Source organism: Nocardioides albidus, from assembly GCF_006335005.1.
GTDB lineage: Bacteria > Actinomycetota > Actinomycetes > Propionibacteriales > Nocardioidaceae > Nocardioides > Nocardioides albidus.
In genome coordinates this window covers 68,461-84,748 of the sequence record NZ_VDMP01000014.1, presented here as the reverse complement: position 1 = coordinate 84,748, position 16,288 = coordinate 68,461, and the positions used below count along the sequence as shown (strand labels likewise).

The following is a 16,288-nucleotide window of genomic DNA, read 5'->3' as shown; positions in this document are numbered from 1 at the left end:
GAGACGACGGAGCACGATGACTGAGGACCTCGACAAGGACGGCCTGCCCCGGCTGCCCGCGCTGCCCGGCCCGGCGGTCGCCGAGTCCCTGCCCGGCCTGGCCCGCGTGGCGGGCTCCGCCGCGCTGCACACCGCCGGCTGGGGCGTGCGCGCGACCACCCGGAACTGGATGCGGGTCGGCCGCGCCGTCACCAGCCGCGACGAGGCGGCCTCCCTCATCCGCGACGTCGGCTCGTACGTCGGCGCGCTCGGCGAGGTCGCCAAGCAGGTGTCCGGCGGGGTGCCCGTGGCCACCGCCCTGATGCGGGCCGGCGAGTCCCTCGGCGCCGGCGCGGAGCGTCCCCGCGAGGTCGCCGCCACCCCGGTGGTCGACGGCCACGTGATCGCCTCGCGGCCCCAGTCGCTGCGTGAGCGCGGCAACGAGCTGCTCGAGCGCTCCCGCGACGTGTGGAGCACCGACGACCGCCACCCCGCCTTCGACCGGATCCTCGACGAGCTCGCCCCCGACGAGGCCCGGATCCTCGTGATGCTGCTGCGCGAGGGCCCCCAGCCCTCCGTCGACGTGCGCACGGGCGGCCCGATCGGGATGGTCAGCAGCCAGCTCATCGCGCCCGGGCTCAACATGGTCGGGCCGCGGGCCGGGCTGCGCTATCTCGAGCAGGTGCCGTCGTACCTCAACAACCTGTTCCGCCTCGGCCTCGTCTGGTTCTCCCGGGAGCCGGTGCGCGAGCACCTGGAGTATCAGGTGCTCGAGGCCCAGCCCGACGTGCTCGCGGCGCTGCACTCCGTGAAGTTCGCCAAGGTCGTGCGGCGCAGCATCCACCTCACCCCGTTCGGCGAGGAGTTCTGCAAGCTCGCCCTGGTCGACGAGCTGACGGCGACGAGCGTCGACCTGCCCGAGCACGAGACGCCGCCGGACCTCGACACCCCCTAGGTGTACCCGGCCATCAGGTGGGTCAGGTGATGATGCGCCCGCCCGCGGCCAGCCACCACCGAGCCGCCTCGCGTACGCCGGCGGGCAGGTCCGGCGCCGAGGCGAGCTCGGTCAGCTCCGGCTGCTGGGCCATGCCGGCCGCGAACATCGCCTCGTAGCCGACCTGGTCCTCGCGGACCACGAGGTCGCGCAGCAGGTCCCTGTCGAGCGGGACGCCGGCGAAGGCGCAGATGTCGAGTCCCGCGCCGCGCAGGACCGGATCGGCGGAGGCCAGCCAGGGCGCCGGATCGGCCGTCTCGAACGGGATCATCAGGTTGGCGAACGCGAACGCCGCGCCGTGCCGGGTGATCTTGTCGGGTCCGTGCAGGGCGGAGCGACAGATGACCTCGCGCACGCCGTCGGCGAAGGGGGAGGCGACGAGCAGGAAGGACGACGTCACCACATAGGTGGCCCGGAAGTCGTAGAGGACCTCGAAGAGCAGCCGCGTCAGCATCGTCTCCCCGGCGCTGGTCCCGGTGATCTCCGCCGCGAGCTCGGCGGCGTGGGTGTAGTGCCGGTTGCGCCGGTTGCGGCTCCACGCACTCGCACGCCGCGGCTCGGGCAGCTCGGTGTGGAGGAGTGCGCGCACCGCCGTGCGGAACTCCGGCGGGCAGCCGGCCAGGGTCGCGCTCAGGATCGGCTCGCGCAGCGGGTCGCCCGCGGCCGCGTCGCACGCCGCGGCGTAGACGGGCACGAGGGGCAGCCAGTCCGCGCGACGCAGACCCCCGACGCTGCGCATGTTCTGGATGCCGAGGCAGCCGGCGCGCGCGACGACCCACGACTCGTGGGCGAGCAGCTCCCCGCACCAGGCGATGAGCTCGGGCGTCGGGAGCTCCGTGATCGCGCTGAGCAGGTCGGCGGGCCGCTGCATGCCGGGTCGGGAGACCTCCTCCACGATCACCTCGGCGACCACGTCGGCGTACGGGCTGCAGCGCAGCTTGCTCAGCGCCTCGTAGCGCAACTGGTAGGCCAGCCCGGCGGCGCGGCCGACCTCTCCGACGAGGCGTACGACGAGGGGGCGGATGGTGTCCGCCGGCAGGCCGAACGGCGTGAGCACGTGGTATTCGGCGAAGCAGAGCCAGTCCTGGGCGCTCGGGCTCTCCGCCTGGACCGCGTCCACCGCGCGCGTGAAGCCGGCCAGCGTCGGCTCGGGGACATAGGGGTCGGTGTCGGCGGGCGCATAGGAGAACGTCCGGCACAGCACGTCGATCGGCGCCCGCAGGTGCGCGTGGGGCAGGCCGAGCGCCTGCTCGTACGCCGCGACCACGGTGCCGCTGCGCCGGCCGGTGGTCTCCACCCGCGACAGGGTGGCCGCGGAGAGCCGGTCGCCGTCCCCGGCCCGCGCGGCGAGCTCGCGCAGCGGCACCCCGGCCGCGACCCGGCTGGTGCGCAGCAGCCACCCGATCCGCGCGCCGACGTCGATCCGCGACCCGGCCAGGGGCGTGGAGTCGTCGATCTCATCGGTGTGCCGAGCCACGGACCCATCGTGCCCGCGAGAGCGGGCGGCGGACACTGTTTCAGCACGGATCGGGTCCGAAACAATCGCTTTCGAGGACACCGGTCGTGCCATCTTGTTCCCCTGACGCGGTCGGCCCCGAGGCCAGCACGATGTGGGGTCGTGTCCTGCTCCGGGGACCAGGAGGGCGGCCCGGGCCGACCGATCGTCTCCGTCGCTGCGGCGACCCCGTCGCTGCGCGACGGGAAGAGGCGTCGTGCTCGCTTCGCTCGCGCTGCCCCTTCGTTTCGAGGAACCAGGCTCGCTTCGCTCGCGGTTCCTCGATCAGACCCCGCGCGCTTCGCTCGCGGGTTTGAGGGCCTCTGCGGAGTGATGCTCGCCCGTGGAAATTGTCGAAGTTGAGCGGAACAGACTCAACTTTCGTGCTGTTGCCCTGGTGAGGGCCGGGGGATCCGGCCAAGATGAACCCAGCCAACTCTCGAGGAGCCGCTCCATGAGCCAGTTCGGGGCCGACAAGTTCACCACGCGCAGTCGCGAGGCGATCGAGGCCGCCCAGCTCGCCGCGACCACGGCGGGCAACACCACCGTCGAGCCGATCCACCTGCTCGTCGCCCTGCTGCTGCAGCAGGACGGCGCGGCCGCCCAGCTGGTCGCCAAGGCCGGCGTCGGCGTGCCCGGTCTCGTCCACGCCGCCTCGGCCGCCCGCGACGCGCTGCCGCGCGCCAGCGGCGCCACCGTCCAGCAGCCCGCGGGGTCGGCCGCGCTGACCCGCGTCCTGGCCTCCGCCCTGGACCTCGCGCAGTCCATGAAGGACGACTACGTCGCGACCGAGCACCTGCTCATCGCCCTCGCCACCGTCGAGTCGTCGGCCCAGCAGGTGCTCGCCGAGGCCGGCCTCGGCGCCGACGCGCTGCGCGAGTCGGTCACCGCCGTGCGCGGCAACCGCCGGGTGACGTCGCAGGACGCGGAGGCGACGTACGAGGCGCTCGAGAAGTACTCCGTCGACCTCACCGCCGCCGCCGAGGAGGGCAAGCTCGACCCGGTGATCGGCCGCGACCAGGAGATCCGACGCGTGATCCAGGTGCTGAGCCGTCGTACCAAGAACAACCCGGTCCTCATCGGCGAGCCCGGCGTCGGCAAGACCGCCGTCGTCGAGGGCCTCGCCCAGCGCGTCGTCGCCGGCGACGTGCCCGACTCCCTCAAGGGCAAGCGGGTCCTCTCGCTCGACCTGATGGGCATGGTCGCGGGCGCGAAGTACCGCGGCGAGTTCGAGGAGCGGCTCAAGGCCGTCCTCGACGAGATCAAGCAGTCCGAGGGCCAGATCATCACCTTCATCGACGAGCTGCACACCGTCGTCGGGGCGGGCGCCGGCGGCGACAGCCAGATGGACGCCGGCAACATGCTCAAGCCGATGCTGGCCCGCGGCGAGCTGCACATGATCGGCGCGACCACGCTCGACGAGTACCGCGAGTCGATCGAGAAGGACCCCGCGCTCGAGCGGCGCTTCCAGCAGGTCTTCGTCGGCGAGCCCTCGGTCGAGGACACCATCCAGATCCTGCGCGGCATCCAGGAGAAGTACGAGGCGCACCACGGCGTGCGGATCACCGACGCCGCGCTGGTCGCCGCCGCGACCCTCTCCGACCGCTACATCACCGGCCGGCAGCTGCCCGACAAGGCGATCGACCTCGTCGACGAGGCCGCGTCGCGCCTGCGGATGGAGATCGAGTCCTCCCCGGAGGAGATCGACCAGCTCCGCCGCCAGGTCGACCGGCTGAAGATGGAGGAGTTCGCGCTCGCCAAGGAGTCCGACGACGCCTCCGTCGAGCGGCTGGAGGCCCTGCGCGCCGACCTCGCCGACAAGGAGGAGGAGCTGCGCGGCCTCGAGGCCCGGTGGGAGCAGGAGAAGGCCTCCCTCGAGGGCGAGGGCGAGCTGCGCCGCCAGCTCGACCAGCTGCGCATCGAGGCCGACAAGCTGACCCGCGAGGGCAACCTGGCCGGCGCCAGCGAGATCCTCTACGGCCAGATCCCCGCGCTCGAGCAGCAGATCAAGGCCGTCGAGGCCGCCGAGGACGGTGCCGAGGAGTCGGCCGGCGAGAAGCTGGTCGGCGAGGAGGTCGGTGCGACCCAGGTCGCCGAGGTCGTCGAGGCGTGGACCGGCATCCCGACCGGCCGGCTGCTGCAGGGCGAGACCGCCAAGCTGCTCGACATGGAGCAGGTCATCGGCTCCCGCCTGATCGGGCAGTCCGAAGCGGTGCGCGCCGTCAGCGACGCCGTACGCCGGGCGCGGGCCGGGATCTCCGACCCCCACCGCCCGACCGGCTCGTTCCTCTTCCTCGGGCCGACCGGTGTCGGCAAGACCGAGCTCGCCAAGTCGCTGGCCGACTTCCTCTTCGACGACGACCGGGCGATCGTGCGCATCGACATGAGCGAATACTCCGAGAAGCACTCGGTCGCGCGTCTCGTCGGAGCCCCTCCGGGCTACGTCGGCTACGACGAGGGCGGTCAGCTGACCGAGGCGGTCCGCCGCCGCCCCTACTCCGTCGTCCTGCTCGACGAGGTCGAGAAGGCGCACCCCGAGGTGTTCGACATCCTGCTGCAGGTGCTCGACGACGGCCGGCTGACCGACGGCCAGGGCCGCACGGTCGACTTCCGCAACACGATCCTCATCCTCACCTCCAACCTCGGCTCGCAGTTCCTGGTCGACCCGTCGCTGTCGCCGGAGGTCCAGAAGGAGTCGGTGCTGGGGATGGTGCGGCAGTCGTTCAAGCCGGAGTTCCTCAACCGGCTCGACGAGATCGTCACCTTCGACGCGCTCACCCGCGAGGACCTGGCGCAGATCGTCGAGCTCCAGCTGCGCTCACTGGAGTCCCGGCTCGCCGCCCGGCGGATCTCGCTCTCGGTCACCTCCGAGGCCCGCGCCTGGCTCGCCGACATCGGCTACGACCCGGCCTACGGCGCCCGCCCGCTGCGCCGGCTGATCCAGACCGCCATCGGCGATCCCCTCGCCCGGATGCTGATCGGTGGCGAGGTCGCCGACGGCGGCTCGGTCACCGTCGACCGGGGTGAGGACGGGCTGGTGCTCGCCGCGGGCTGAGCGTAGAACTGCCCGTCCGGTGTGACGGATGGTGCGTCTGGTGGAATGGGGCCATGAGCGAGCAGCAGCCCCGACCGGGACAGGCGACCCTGGCCGGGGGGCTGATCATCGGCGGATCGGTGTTCGTCGTCCTCGCCGCGTGGCAGCGGATCTCGACGCTGCACACCCTCGAGGTGCAGGAGGAGCTGCAGCAGGTCCTCGCCGACCCGATGACCTCGGACCTCGGGATGAGCGTCGACGGACTCGCCTCGATGATCCGGGTCCTGTGTCTGCTCGGCGCCGGCGCGGCGACGGCGTCGGCCATCCTCGGTGTGCAGGTCTTCCAGCGCTCGACGAGCGCGCGGATCGCGTTGACCCTGCTCGCGCCGCTGCTCTTCGTCGGGGGGCTCGCGGCCGGAGGTCTCCTCGCGCCGATGGTGCTCGCCGGGATCGTGCTGCTCTGGCTCCAGCCCACGCGCGATTGGTACGCCGGCCGGCCCTGGGTCCAGCGCTACGAGGAGCGTCGCGCGGCGCGCCTCGCCGCGCTGCGGCCGCCGGCGCCCCCGGCACCCTCCGAGCGGCCGGCCCTCCCCGCGCCGCCGGCGTCGCAGCAGCAGATGCCGCCCGGCCCGCGTCCCGTCGTACCGTCCCCCGTGGCGCCGCGCGCCCCGGACCGTCCCGCGGTCGGGGCCCGGCCGCCGGCGCTGGTCGCCGCCTGCGCGATCACCTGCGTGGTGGCGGTCGTGGTGGTGCTCCTCGTGGCCGCGTTCGCCGCTTGGGCCAACGCCCACAGCGAGCAGCTGTTCGCCGACGTCATGAAGGACCAGCCGGCGTGGCTGGACACATCCCAGGTCACCGAGCGGGACCTCGTCGCCGGCATCTACCTCATCGTCGCCGGCGTCGCGGCCTGCGCGCTCGGCGGCATCGTCCTGGCCGCGCTCGCCTTCGTCGGCCAGAACTGGGCCCGGATCGTGCTCGCCATCGGCGCCGGGAGCGGCGCGGTCCTGTCGCTCTTCCTGGCGATCGGCGCCTGGCCGCTGGTCCTGATCGTGGTCGCGCTCGCCGGCACGACCAGCCTGCTGCTGCGCCCCGAGGTGGGGCGCTGGTACGCCGGCCGCTGACCGCCCCTCGGGGGGCGGCTCAGGCGCGCAGGTCGGCGTCGCCGAGCCGGCGGACCGCCTCGGCGATGACGTCCGGTCGCTTGCAGAACGCCCAGCGGACGAGATGGCGGCCGCTGCCCGGCGCGTCCGGGTCGTCGTAGAAGACCTCCGACGGGATCGCCACGACTCCGGCCCGCTCGGGCAGGGCGCGACAGAAGTCGCCGCCGCTGGCCCAGCCGAGCCCACTGACGTCGGTGGTGGCGAAGTAGGTCCCCTCCGGCAGATAGGTGGTCAGCCCGGCGGCCCGCAGCCCCGCGACGAGCTGGTCGCGCTGCGCCTGGAGGTCGCGGGCCACGGCGGTGGGGAACCCGTCGCCGGTGTCGAGCGCGGCGGCGACGGCCGGCTGCAGCGGCGATCCGGACGTGAAGGTCAGCCACTGCTTGGCCGCTGTGACGGCGGCGACCAGCTCCGCCGGACCGGTGGCCCAACCGACCTTCCACCCGGTCACCGACCACGACTTGCCGGCGCTGGACAGGGTCAAGGTGCGCTCGGCCATCCCGGGCAGCGTGGAGATCGGGACGTGTCGGCGCCCGTCGAAGGTGAGGTGCTCGTAGACCTCGTCGGTCACGACGATCAGGTCGTGCTCGATCGCGACCCGGGCCACCGCGGCGAGCTCGGCGGCGTCGAGCACCCGGCCGGTCGGGTTGTGCGGGGTGTTGAGCAGGATCAGCTTCGTCCGCGGAGAGACGGCGGCCTCGAGCTCGGCCGGGTCGAGACGGAACTCCGGCGCTCGCAGGGTGACCGGGCGTCGTACGCCGCCGGCGAAGTCGATCATCGCGGTGTAGGAGTCGTAGTACGGCTCGAGCACCACGACCTCGTCGCCCGGGTCGACCAGCCCGAGGAGGGCCCCGGCGATCGCCTCGGTGCAGCCGGTGGTGACGACCACCTCGCGGTCGGGGTCGAGGTCGATGCCGTAGCGCCGCTGCTGATGGCGGGCGATGGCCTGGCGCAGAGCGGGGACGCCGGGCCCCGGCGCGTACTGGTTGGCACCGCCCCGCAGGGCCGCGACGGCCGCGTCGATGATCTCGGGCGGTCCGTCGGTGTCGGGGAATCCCTGGCCGAGGTTGACCGCGCCGGTGCGGACGGCGAGGGCGGACATCTCGGCGAAGATGGTCGCACCCATGCCGGCGACGCGTCGGGCTGCAGGGGACATGGGGACGACGATAGATAACCTTCGAGCGTGACGACCACGGACACCGCCCTCGCCGCCGACATCGACGCCGCCTGCCGCCTCACCGGAGAGTTCACGCTCCGCTCGGGTCAGGTGAGCAACGAGTACTTCGACAAGTACCTCTTCGAGGCCGACCCGCAGCTCCTCGCGCGCGTCGCCCGTGAGGTCGCCCAGCTGCTGCCGGCCGAGACCGACCTGCTCGGCGGTCTGGAGATGGGCGGCATCCCGATCGCGACCGCGGTCAGCCAGCTCGTCGGAATCCCGATCGTGTTCGTCCGCAAGACGGCCAAGCAGTACGGCACCGCCAAGCTGGCCGAGGGCCCGTCGTACGACGGCAAGCGGGTCGTGCTCATCGAGGACGTCATCACGACCGGCGGAGCGGTGCGCGACGCCACGAACGCGCTGCGCGAGGGTGGCGCGGTGGTCGAGACGGTCGTGTGCGCGATCGATCGCAGCCCGGCGGGCGAGAACCCGCTCGCCGACGTCTCGCTCGAGGTCCGGGCGGTGCTCACCAAGGCCGAGCTGGACGCCGCGCGAGCGGCGTCCAGCGCCTGACCGACCGGGACTACTCCGCGGCCGGAGCCCCGGCGATGTTGACGAGCCAGTCGACGCCGTACTTGTCCTTGAGCATGCCGAAGCTGTCGCCCCAGGGGGCCTTCTCCAGCGGCTGGAAGACGGTGGCGCCGTCGGACAGGCCGTCCCACCACGAGCGCAGGGTCGTCTCGTCCTCGGCCGGGCCGCTGATGCTGACCTGCTGGGTCTGCGGCTCGCCGGGGATGTGGGAGGGGTGGTCGGCGCCCATGAGGAGCACGGAGTCGGAGACGGACAGGGCGGCGTGCATGACCCAGTCGACCTCGGCCTCGGCGACGCCCATCGCCGTGCCGCCCATGTCGGCGAAGGTCATCACGCGCAGGTCGCCGCCGAGGACCGACTGGTAGAACTCCATCGCCTCGCGGGCCTGGCCGCGCCAGTTGACGTAGGGGTTGAGGTTGATCATGGTGACTCCCGGTGTGAGAAGGGGCGGACGTCGGAGAAGACCGACGAGCACGTCACGAATCATCGCTCCCGCCACCGACACTCGTGCCCCGAACCGCCGGATCGGTCGGATCGGTCGGTCGGTCGGGTCAGTCGACCGGTGAGTCCACCGGATCGCTCGACCGGTGGTCGACCCGCGGCTGCGGGGTCGGCTCGTGGCGGCGTCCCTTGGCCCCGGGGCGCTTGTGGCGCCACCACTCCCAGACGAGCGGCACGGCCGAGAAGATGAGGATGGCGAGGGTGACGTAGTCGATGTTCTCGCCCAGCGCCGGGATCGCGGCGCCGAGGAAGTAGCCGAGCAGGGTGATCGAGACGACCCACAGCACGGCGCCGATCGCGCTCCAGGTGAAGAAGCGGCGCCGGTCCATGAGGGTCACGCCGGCCACGACCGTGATGTAGGTGCGCACGAAGGGCACGAACCGGCCGATGACGAGGGCCTTGTTGCCGTGCTTGTCGAAGAACGCGCTGGTGTTGTCGAAGTACTTCTTCTTCAGGATCCGGCCGTCCCGCTCGTACAGCGGCGGACCGAGCTTGCGGCCGATCTCGTAGCCCGCGACGTTGCCGGCGAAGCCGGCGACGACGAGCAGCGTGATCGCGATGATCAGCTCGATCGGCTCGTTCTCGATGCCGACGACGGAGTACCCGGTCTTGTTGCTGCCCGCGATGAACAGGCCGAGCGCGAAGAGCAGGGTGTCACCGGGCAGGAACGGGAAGAACAGTCCGCACTCGACGAAGACGATCGCGAGCGCGATCCAGATGAAGGTGTTGCCGTACTCGTGCTGCAGCCACTCCGGATCCAGCCATTTGATGCCCAGCAGCATGGGCACCACGACGGGGGTCGCCACCAGCGAGTTCACGCGATCACGCTACCTGTCGAGACCCAAGCCGGGGGCGGTTAGGGTGCGATCCGTGGACCAGCCCGAGGAGGAGCGCGCGCCGTACGACCCGATGCCGCACGGTCCACCGGAGGTGGGGGTCGGGCCCTGGCCGGGCCCCTGGCCGCAAGGCCCGGGCAGTGAGGTGTACGACGAGAGCCTGCTGCGCGACGGCGACCGGCGCAACGTCGTCGACCGCTACCGCTACTGGTCCGTCGAGGCGATCGTCGCCGACCTCGACCGGCGGCGCCACGGATTCCACGTGGCCATCGAGAACTGGCAGCACGACTTCAACATCGGCACCATCGTCCGCTCGGCCAACGCCTTCCTGGCCGCCGAGGTGCACATCGTCGGCAACCGCCGCTGGAACCGCCGCGGCGCGATGGTCACCGACCGCTACCAGCACGTGCGCCATCACCCGACGGTCACCGACCTGCACGACCACCTCGCGGCGTACGACGGGGGCGGGGTCCCCCTGCTCGGGATCGACAACCTGCCCGGCTCGGCCCACCTGGAGACGATGCAGATCCCCGAGCGGGTGTGCTTCCTGTTCGGCCAGGAGGGCCCCGGGCTCTCGGAGGCGGCCCGCGAGGCCTGCGACGGCACCTTCTCCATCGCCCAGTTCGGCTCGACGCGGTCGATCAACGCCTCCGCCGCCGCGGCGATCGCGATGCACTCCTGGGTCCGCCAGCACGCCGACCTCGGTGCGGACGCGGCGTGGCGCGGCTGATCGGTTGCGTCAGCCGCCGCGGGTGAGGAGGTCGGCCACGGGTCGGGGGCGATCCGGCTCGGTGGCGGACGCCGCGACGACCTCCCGGGCCACCGAGCGGGCCTCGGCACAGGTGCCGGCGGAGAGGACCGCCTCCGTGTGCGCCCGGCCGCGGCCCTCGGCACGGGTCGGCCAGAGGTAGGAGTGGAGGTAGCAGGTCCCGTCTCCTCGCACCAGCACCGCGTCGCGACCTGCGATCCGGACCCGGTTCCCGCCCAGGCGCCGGGCGAGGTCGGTGAACCGGACCTCGGCGTACTGGAGGCTCAACTCGTTCCGCGACGTCGCGGGGCCCGTCGTGATCTCGCAGTGGTCGAGTCCTTGGGAGCTTCCCCCGGACGTGTCGACGAGGGTCGCGGGGTCGTCCACCGCTCCGGCCATCAGGGCGCATGCGCTGTGCTCGTCCGGTCCGGGGGAGCGCAGGTGCCGGTCGACGTCGGCGAGCGCCCGTCCGACCACGCCCGCGGCCCTCGGCAGGGCGTCGCAGCGCTCGTCGACCTCGATGGCGATGCCGTGGCCGGGCCCGGCGCCGAAGACCAGGCGGCAGCGGTCGGGGTCCGCGTACGCGGTGAGGCCCTCGACCGTGCGCTGCTCGGAGGCCGCGCGGCTGGCAGTGTCGTACGGCACGCCCACGCGCACCCGCATGCGGACGTCGCCGAGGTCGGCCGCGCAGGTGTGCGGTCCTTCGGCGTAGCCGGGACCGGCCTCGCCCGGGCTCGCGGGGACGAGCAGGGAGCACGGATCGATCGATCCCAGGGCGGTGCGCACCTGCTCGGCGGGTACGTCGGGAGCCGTCGCCGTGCTGCTGGGCGCGGTGCTGGGCCTGTCGGGATCAGGATCCGCCGGCTCGGCCGGGTCGGAGCACGCGGCCAGGACGCCGAGCGCGAGCGCGGCGGCGAGCAACCCCGCGAGGCGAGTCCTCAGGGCGCTGCGGGGGGCCGGCCCGGTCAGGCCTCCTCGACCGGTGGTCGGCACCTGTCCCGCAGCATCGCCATCAAAGGCCATCGGCTGTTCCTTCCCGTACGTCGCGCGGGGGAACCTGCCCGCTCACGGCCGGCTCACGCCTACGGCTCCGGCTGGTGCGGTGCGCGGACGCGGTAGGTTGAGGCGGACGTATCCGGACCTCGTGCAGGAGTCAGCAGCATGCCCATCGCCACCCCTGAGAAGTACGCCGAGATGCTCGACGCCGCGAAGGCCGGCGCGTTCGCGTTCCCGGCCATCAACGTGTCGTCCTCGCAGACGCTCAACGCGGCGCTGAAGGGCTTCGCCGACGCCGGCTCCGACGGCATCATCCAGGTCTCGACGGGAGGCGCGGAGTACCTCTCCGGCCCCTCGGTCAAGGACATGGTCACCGGCTCGGTCGCCTTCGCGGCCTACGCCGCCGAGGTCGCCAAGAACTACCCGGTCAACATCGCCCTGCACACCGACCACTGCCCCAAGGACAAGCTCGACGGGTTCGTCCGCCCGCTGCTCGACATCTCCGCCGAGCGGGTCGCGCGCGGCGAGGCGCCGCTGTTCCAGTCGCACATGTGGGACGGCTCCGCCGTGCCGCTCGAGGAGAACCTGCAGATCGCGGAGGAGCTGCTCGCCAGGGCCGCGGCGGCGCACATCGTCCTCGAGATCGAGGTCGGGGTCGTCGGCGGCGAGGAGGACGGCATCGTCGGCGCGATCGACGAGAAGCTCTACACCACGCCGGAGGACGCCCTGGCGACGGTGCGCGCGCTCGGCATCGGCGAGAAGGGCCGCTACCTGACGGCGCTGACCTTCGGCAACGTCCACGGCGTCTACAAGCCGGGCAACGTCAAGCTCCGCCCCGAGATCCTGCGCGACGCCCAGGCGGCGGTCGTCGAGGAGCTCGGCCTCGACGAGGGCTCCAAGCCGTTCGACCTGGTCTTCCACGGCGGCTCGGGATCGTCCGCGGAGGAGATCGCCGCGGCCGTCGACTTCGGCGTGGTGAAGATGAACGTCGACACCGACACCCAGTACGCCTTCACCCGGCCGGTCGCGACGCACATGTTCACCAAGTACGACGGCGTCCTCAAGGTCGACGGCGAGGTCGGCGACAAGAAGGCCTACGACCCGCGCTCGTGGGGCAAGGCCGCCGAGGCCGGCATGGCCGCCCGCGTCGTCGAGGCCGCCGAGCACCTGCGCTCGGCCGGCAAGACCGTCGGCTGACCTGTCGCCGGTGGGCACCGAGGCTCCGCGACCCCCGACCGCGGCGGACGTCGACCGGGCGGCGGCCCTGCTCGGACCGGTCATCGCGCCGACCCCGCTGCAGCGCGCGGCCCGCCTGTCGGCCCTGACCGGCCTCGAGGTGTGGCTCAAGCGCGAGGACCTCACCCCGGTCCGCTCCTACAAGGCGCGCGGCGCCTACACCGTGCTGGCCGAGCTCTCGGAGGAGGAGCGCTCGCGCGGCGTCACCTGCGCCAGCGCCGGCAACCACGCGCAGGGGGTCGCCTTCGCCTGCGCCCGCGCGGGCGTCCACGCCACGATCTTCCTGCCGCGCACCACTCCGCGCCAGAAGCGCGACCGGGTCGCCGCCCTCGGCGGGGACCAGGTCGAGGTCGTGATCGCCGGCGACCAGTACGACGACGCGGCGGTCGCCGCCACCGAGTTCGCGGCCGCGTCCGGCGCGACCGCCGTCCCGGCCTTCGACCATCCCGGCATCGTCGCCGGCCAGGGCACCGTGACCGCCGAGATCCTCGCCCAGAGCGCGGAGCTGGGCTGGCAGCCCGACGCGCTGGTCCTCCCGGTCGGCGGCGCCGGGCTGCTCGCGGGAGCGCTGACGGTCGTCGCCGAGCGGCTCCCCGGCGTCCGCATCCTCGCGGCCGAGCCCGCCGGCGCCGCCTCGCTCGCCGCGGCCCTGGACGCCGGCGGCCCGGTCGAGCTCGACTCCGTCGACCCGTTCGTCGACGGAGCGGCCGTGCGCCGCGTCGGCGAGCTCACCTACCGTGCCGTCGCCGCGGCGCGCGGAAGCGTGGACCTCTCGCTCGCCGCCGTGCCGGAAGGACTGATCTGCGTCGAGATGCTCGACCTCTACCAGGTCGACGGCATCATCGCCGAGCCCGCCGGCGCCCTCGCCCCGGCGGCGCTGCGCCTGCCCGCCGGCTCCGGCGGACTCGACGGCCTCGCACCCGGCAGCCGCGTCGTCGTCGTGGTCTCCGGCGGCAACAACGACGTCTCCCGCTACGCCGACATCGTCGAGCGGGCCCTCGTCCACGAGGGCCTCAAGCACTACTTCCTCGTCGAGTTCCCCCAGGAGCCGGGCGCCCTGCGCCGCTTCCTGGACGACGTGCTCGGGCCGGACGACGACATCACGCTCTTCGAGTACACCAAGCGCAACAACCGCGAGACCGGCCCCGCCCTCGTCGGCATCGAGATGCAGTCACCCGACGATCTCATCGGCCTGCTGGCCCGGATGGAGGAGTCGCGGCTGCGGGTCGAGAAGGTCCCGCCGGACAGCCCGCTGTTCGGGTTCGTGCTGTCCTGAGACCGCCCGTCAGTGCCCGAACCCCTCGTGCCGCGGCTTCTCGTAGAACATGACGGCGACCAGGCCGACGGCGTACATCGCGGCGGGCAGCCACAGTGAGTCCTGCATCGCCTTGCTGAACAGCTCGGCCACGTGGGGGTCGGGGATCTGCGCGGCGCCGGCCTCGCCGTGCGTGGCCGCGCCGGGCAGGTAGTGGGCCAGGCGGCTGTCCATCAGGACGGCGATGGCGGCCGCGCCGAGCACCGAGCCGACCTGGCGCGTGGCGTTGTAGACGCCGGAGCCCGCGCCGGCGAGCCGCAGGGGGAGGTTGCGGTTGGCGGTCGCGGCGGTGGGCGCCCAGATGAAGGCGTTGCCGATGCCGACGATGCCCATCGGCACCGCGATCTCCCACACCGCGACGCCCGGCTGGAGGCGCCACAGCAGGATCAGGAAGCCGACCAGGCTCGCGGCGAACCCGAAGCCCATCACCTGGCGGGGGTGCAGCCGGTCGGTGAGCCTGCCGACGGGCTGGGCCAGGAAGATCGACATGACGGCCATCGGCACCAACAGCAGCGCGGCCTCGGTGGGGGAGTCGCCGCGCACGGCCTGGGCGTAGAGCATCAGCGGGAAGCCGAAGGCGGCGCCGATCGAGCCCATGCAGGCGATGGCGGCGTTGGAGACGGAGAAGTTGCGGTCCTTGAAGAGGCTGAGCGGGACCAGCGGCTCGGCAGAGTTGAGCCGCTGCCACACGACGAAGGCGACCAGCAGGGCGATGCCGGCGGCGATCATGGCGAGGATCCAGCCGGCCCAGTCCTTCTCGTGGCCCTCCTGGATGCCGAAGCAGAGCAGGAACATCGCCGCGCCCGAGAGCACGACACCGAGCCAGTCGAAGCTGTGGGCGTGGGTCGGCAGCGCGGGCACACGGCGCCAGGCCATGACGAACGCGACCAGCCCGACGGGGATGTTGACGAAGAAGATCCACTCCCAGCCCAGGCCGTCGGTGAGCACTCCGCCGAGGATCGGCCCGACGACCATCGCGACGCCGGCGGTGGCACCCCAGACAGCCATGGCGCTGCCGCGCTGGGCCGGCGGGAAGATCCGGGTGATGATCGCCATCGTCTGGGGCGTCATCAGCGAGGCTCCGAGGCCCTGGAAGATGCGCGCCACGATCAGCGCCTCCACGGTCGTGGTCAGACCGCACCACAGCGAGGCGAGGGTGAAGACGGTGAGACCCGCGAGGTAGAGCCGCTTCGAGCCGTACCGGTCGCCGAGCCGGCCGGTGATCAGCACCGGCACGGCGTAGGCCAGCATGTAGGCGCTGGTGACCCACACGACCTCGTTCACCGACGCGTCGAGGTCCTCGATGATCGTCGGCGTCGCCACGGTCACGATGGTGAGATCCACCAGGATCATGAAGAAGCCGATCACCAGCGCCCACAGGACCGGCCACGGACTGCTCTGATCCTGCGCTGCAGCCTGGCCCGTGGCCGAGGCGGATGCGCCCTGTGTCATAGGGCGAGTCAACACCCGAACGCCGACAGCGCTTCCCGTTCTGGCAAGAATGACTCCATGAGCATCACGCCCGGTGCCGACCTGATGGCCGGCCCGCCCCCCACGCACCTGCCCGTCGACCCGGCCGAGGCACTTCTCGCCGAGGGCCAGCCGCCCGCCGCCGTCGTACGCCGGCTGCCGGCCTCGCCGCTGGCCTGGGCGACCTTCGCGGAGCAGGCCCGCGACGAGGGTGCCGATGACGTCACGGTCTACGCCTACTCCCGGGTCGGCTACCACCGCTCGCTCGACCTGTTGCGCCGCAACGGCTGGAAGGGCAACGGGCCGGTCCCGTGGGAGCACGAGCCCAACCGCGGCTTCCTGCGGGCCCTCGCACTGCTCGCCCTGGCCGCCCGCGCGATCGGGGAGACCGAGGAGTGGGAGCGCTGCTCGGCGTTCCTGCGCGACTCCAGCCCGACGGCGTACGACGAGCTGCTCGGCTGAGCGGACCGAGCGCATCGGTGGCCGGCGGTCTGCCGCGGCTCGGTCCGCGGGTGTGGTGGGTCTATCTCGCCGTCGACACGCCCAAGACGGTCGACCAGCTGGCCGCGGACGCCGGGATCGTGGCCGACTCGATCCGCAAGCACCTGCGCCGCTTGGAGCGGGCCGGCCTGGTCCGGGAGACCGTGGAGCCGGGGGCCGAGCCGATGTGGGTGCAGGCGCGCCAGCTCGACCCGGCGACCCGGTACCGGATCGTCGGCCGGGTCGCGCGCGGCCGGCTCCGCGAGCCGAGGGACGCCGTCGCCCCGGAGCACCCGCGGC

General features: G+C 72.7%; 15 protein-coding genes. 9 read left to right on the top strand and 6 right to left on the bottom strand.

Going from position 1 to position 16,288, the window contains the following annotated elements; all coding sequences use genetic code 11:
- Positions 1-16 precede the first annotated feature (16 nt).
- On the top strand, positions 17-934 hold the full coding sequence (locus FHP29_RS02570) for an Abi-alpha family protein (RefSeq protein WP_205013820.1): 918 nt from the start codon (positions 17-19) through the stop codon (positions 932-934).
- 22 nt (positions 935-956) lie between these two features.
- Here FHP29_RS02570 and FHP29_RS02565 read toward each other — a convergent pair whose 3' ends face one another.
- A complete protein-coding gene (locus FHP29_RS02565) occupies positions 957-2,450 on the bottom strand; it encodes a helix-turn-helix domain-containing protein (protein ID WP_158296449.1) in 1,494 nt (497 codons plus the stop codon).
- A gap of 472 nt (positions 2,451-2,922) precedes the next feature.
- Between FHP29_RS02565 and clpB the strand changes: the two genes are divergently transcribed.
- On the top strand, positions 2,923-5,523 hold the full coding sequence (gene clpB / locus FHP29_RS02560; protein ID WP_139621299.1) for an ATP-dependent chaperone ClpB: 2,601 nt from the start codon (positions 2,923-2,925) through the stop codon (positions 5,521-5,523).
- A gap of 53 nt (positions 5,524-5,576) precedes the next feature.
- Positions 5,577-6,623 carry a hypothetical protein gene (locus tag FHP29_RS02555; protein ID WP_139621298.1) on the top strand — a complete coding sequence of 349 codons (1,047 nt, stop codon included), beginning with the start codon at positions 5,577-5,579 and terminating at the stop codon, positions 6,621-6,623.
- 19 nt (positions 6,624-6,642) lie between these two features.
- Here the strand turns inward: FHP29_RS02555 and FHP29_RS02550 are convergent, their stop codons facing one another.
- The gene (locus FHP29_RS02550) at positions 6,643-7,815 is read right to left on the bottom strand and encodes a pyridoxal phosphate-dependent aminotransferase (RefSeq protein ID WP_139621297.1); all 1,173 of its coding nucleotides are present in this window, start codon (positions 7,813-7,815) and stop codon (positions 6,643-6,645) included.
- 27 nt (positions 7,816-7,842) lie between these two features.
- On the opposite strand from FHP29_RS02550, the gene pyrE reads away from it, so the two are divergent.
- Positions 7,843-8,388 carry an orotate phosphoribosyltransferase gene (pyrE, locus tag FHP29_RS02545; protein WP_205013818.1) on the top strand — a complete coding sequence of 182 codons (546 nt, stop codon included), beginning with the start codon at positions 7,843-7,845 and terminating at the stop codon, positions 8,386-8,388.
- A 10-nt stretch (positions 8,389-8,398) separates the two neighbouring features.
- Here pyrE and FHP29_RS02540 read toward each other — a convergent pair whose 3' ends face one another.
- The gene (locus FHP29_RS02540) at positions 8,399-8,830 is read right to left on the bottom strand and encodes a VOC family protein (protein ID WP_139621296.1); all 432 of its coding nucleotides are present in this window, start codon (positions 8,828-8,830) and stop codon (positions 8,399-8,401) included.
- A gap of 127 nt (positions 8,831-8,957) precedes the next feature.
- Complete coding sequence (locus FHP29_RS02535; protein WP_240044257.1) at positions 8,958-9,725, bottom strand: DedA family protein; 768 nt, start codon at positions 9,723-9,725, stop codon at positions 8,958-8,960.
- A gap of 91 nt (positions 9,726-9,816) precedes the next feature.
- On the opposite strand from FHP29_RS02535, the gene FHP29_RS02530 reads away from it, so the two are divergent.
- Positions 9,817-10,473, top strand: coding sequence for a TrmH family RNA methyltransferase (locus tag FHP29_RS02530; RefSeq protein ID WP_139621345.1), 657 nt, complete (start codon positions 9,817-9,819; stop codon positions 10,471-10,473).
- 9 nt (positions 10,474-10,482) lie between these two features.
- On the opposite strand, the gene FHP29_RS02525 is transcribed toward FHP29_RS02530, so the two are convergent.
- Positions 10,483-11,412, bottom strand: coding sequence for a hypothetical protein (locus tag FHP29_RS02525; protein WP_139621295.1), 930 nt, complete (start codon positions 11,410-11,412; stop codon positions 10,483-10,485).
- Between the two features lie 240 nt (positions 11,413-11,652).
- Here FHP29_RS02525 and fbaA point away from each other — a divergent pair, with 240 nt between their 5' ends.
- Together fbaA and ilvA are read left to right on the top strand one after the other, a co-directional pair.
- Entirely contained in the window at positions 11,653-12,684 is a 1,032-nt protein-coding gene (gene fbaA, locus FHP29_RS02520; RefSeq protein WP_139621294.1) for a class II fructose-bisphosphate aldolase, read from the top strand.
- A gap of 10 nt (positions 12,685-12,694) precedes the next feature.
- Positions 12,695-13,999, top strand: coding sequence for a threonine ammonia-lyase IlvA (ilvA, locus tag FHP29_RS02515; protein ID WP_139621293.1), 1,305 nt, complete (start codon positions 12,695-12,697; stop codon positions 13,997-13,999).
- 9 nt (positions 14,000-14,008) lie between these two features.
- On the opposite strand, the gene FHP29_RS02510 is transcribed toward ilvA, so the two are convergent.
- Positions 14,009-15,490: a DHA2 family efflux MFS transporter permease subunit gene (locus FHP29_RS02510; protein ID WP_139621292.1), complete on the bottom strand. Its 1,482-nt coding sequence runs from the start codon at positions 15,488-15,490 to the stop codon at positions 14,009-14,011.
- 57 nt (positions 15,491-15,547) lie between these two features.
- Here FHP29_RS02510 and FHP29_RS02505 point away from each other — a divergent pair, with 57 nt between their 5' ends.
- Together FHP29_RS02505 and FHP29_RS21480 are read left to right on the top strand one after the other, a co-directional pair.
- The gene (locus FHP29_RS02505) at positions 15,548-15,970 is read left to right on the top strand and encodes a DUF3151 domain-containing protein (protein WP_139621291.1); all 423 of its coding nucleotides are present in this window, start codon (positions 15,548-15,550) and stop codon (positions 15,968-15,970) included.
- A 17-nt stretch (positions 15,971-15,987) separates the two neighbouring features.
- The coding region (locus FHP29_RS21480) for a winged helix-turn-helix domain-containing protein (RefSeq protein ID WP_158296448.1) at positions 15,988-16,288 on the top strand (301 nt) is incomplete at its 3' end.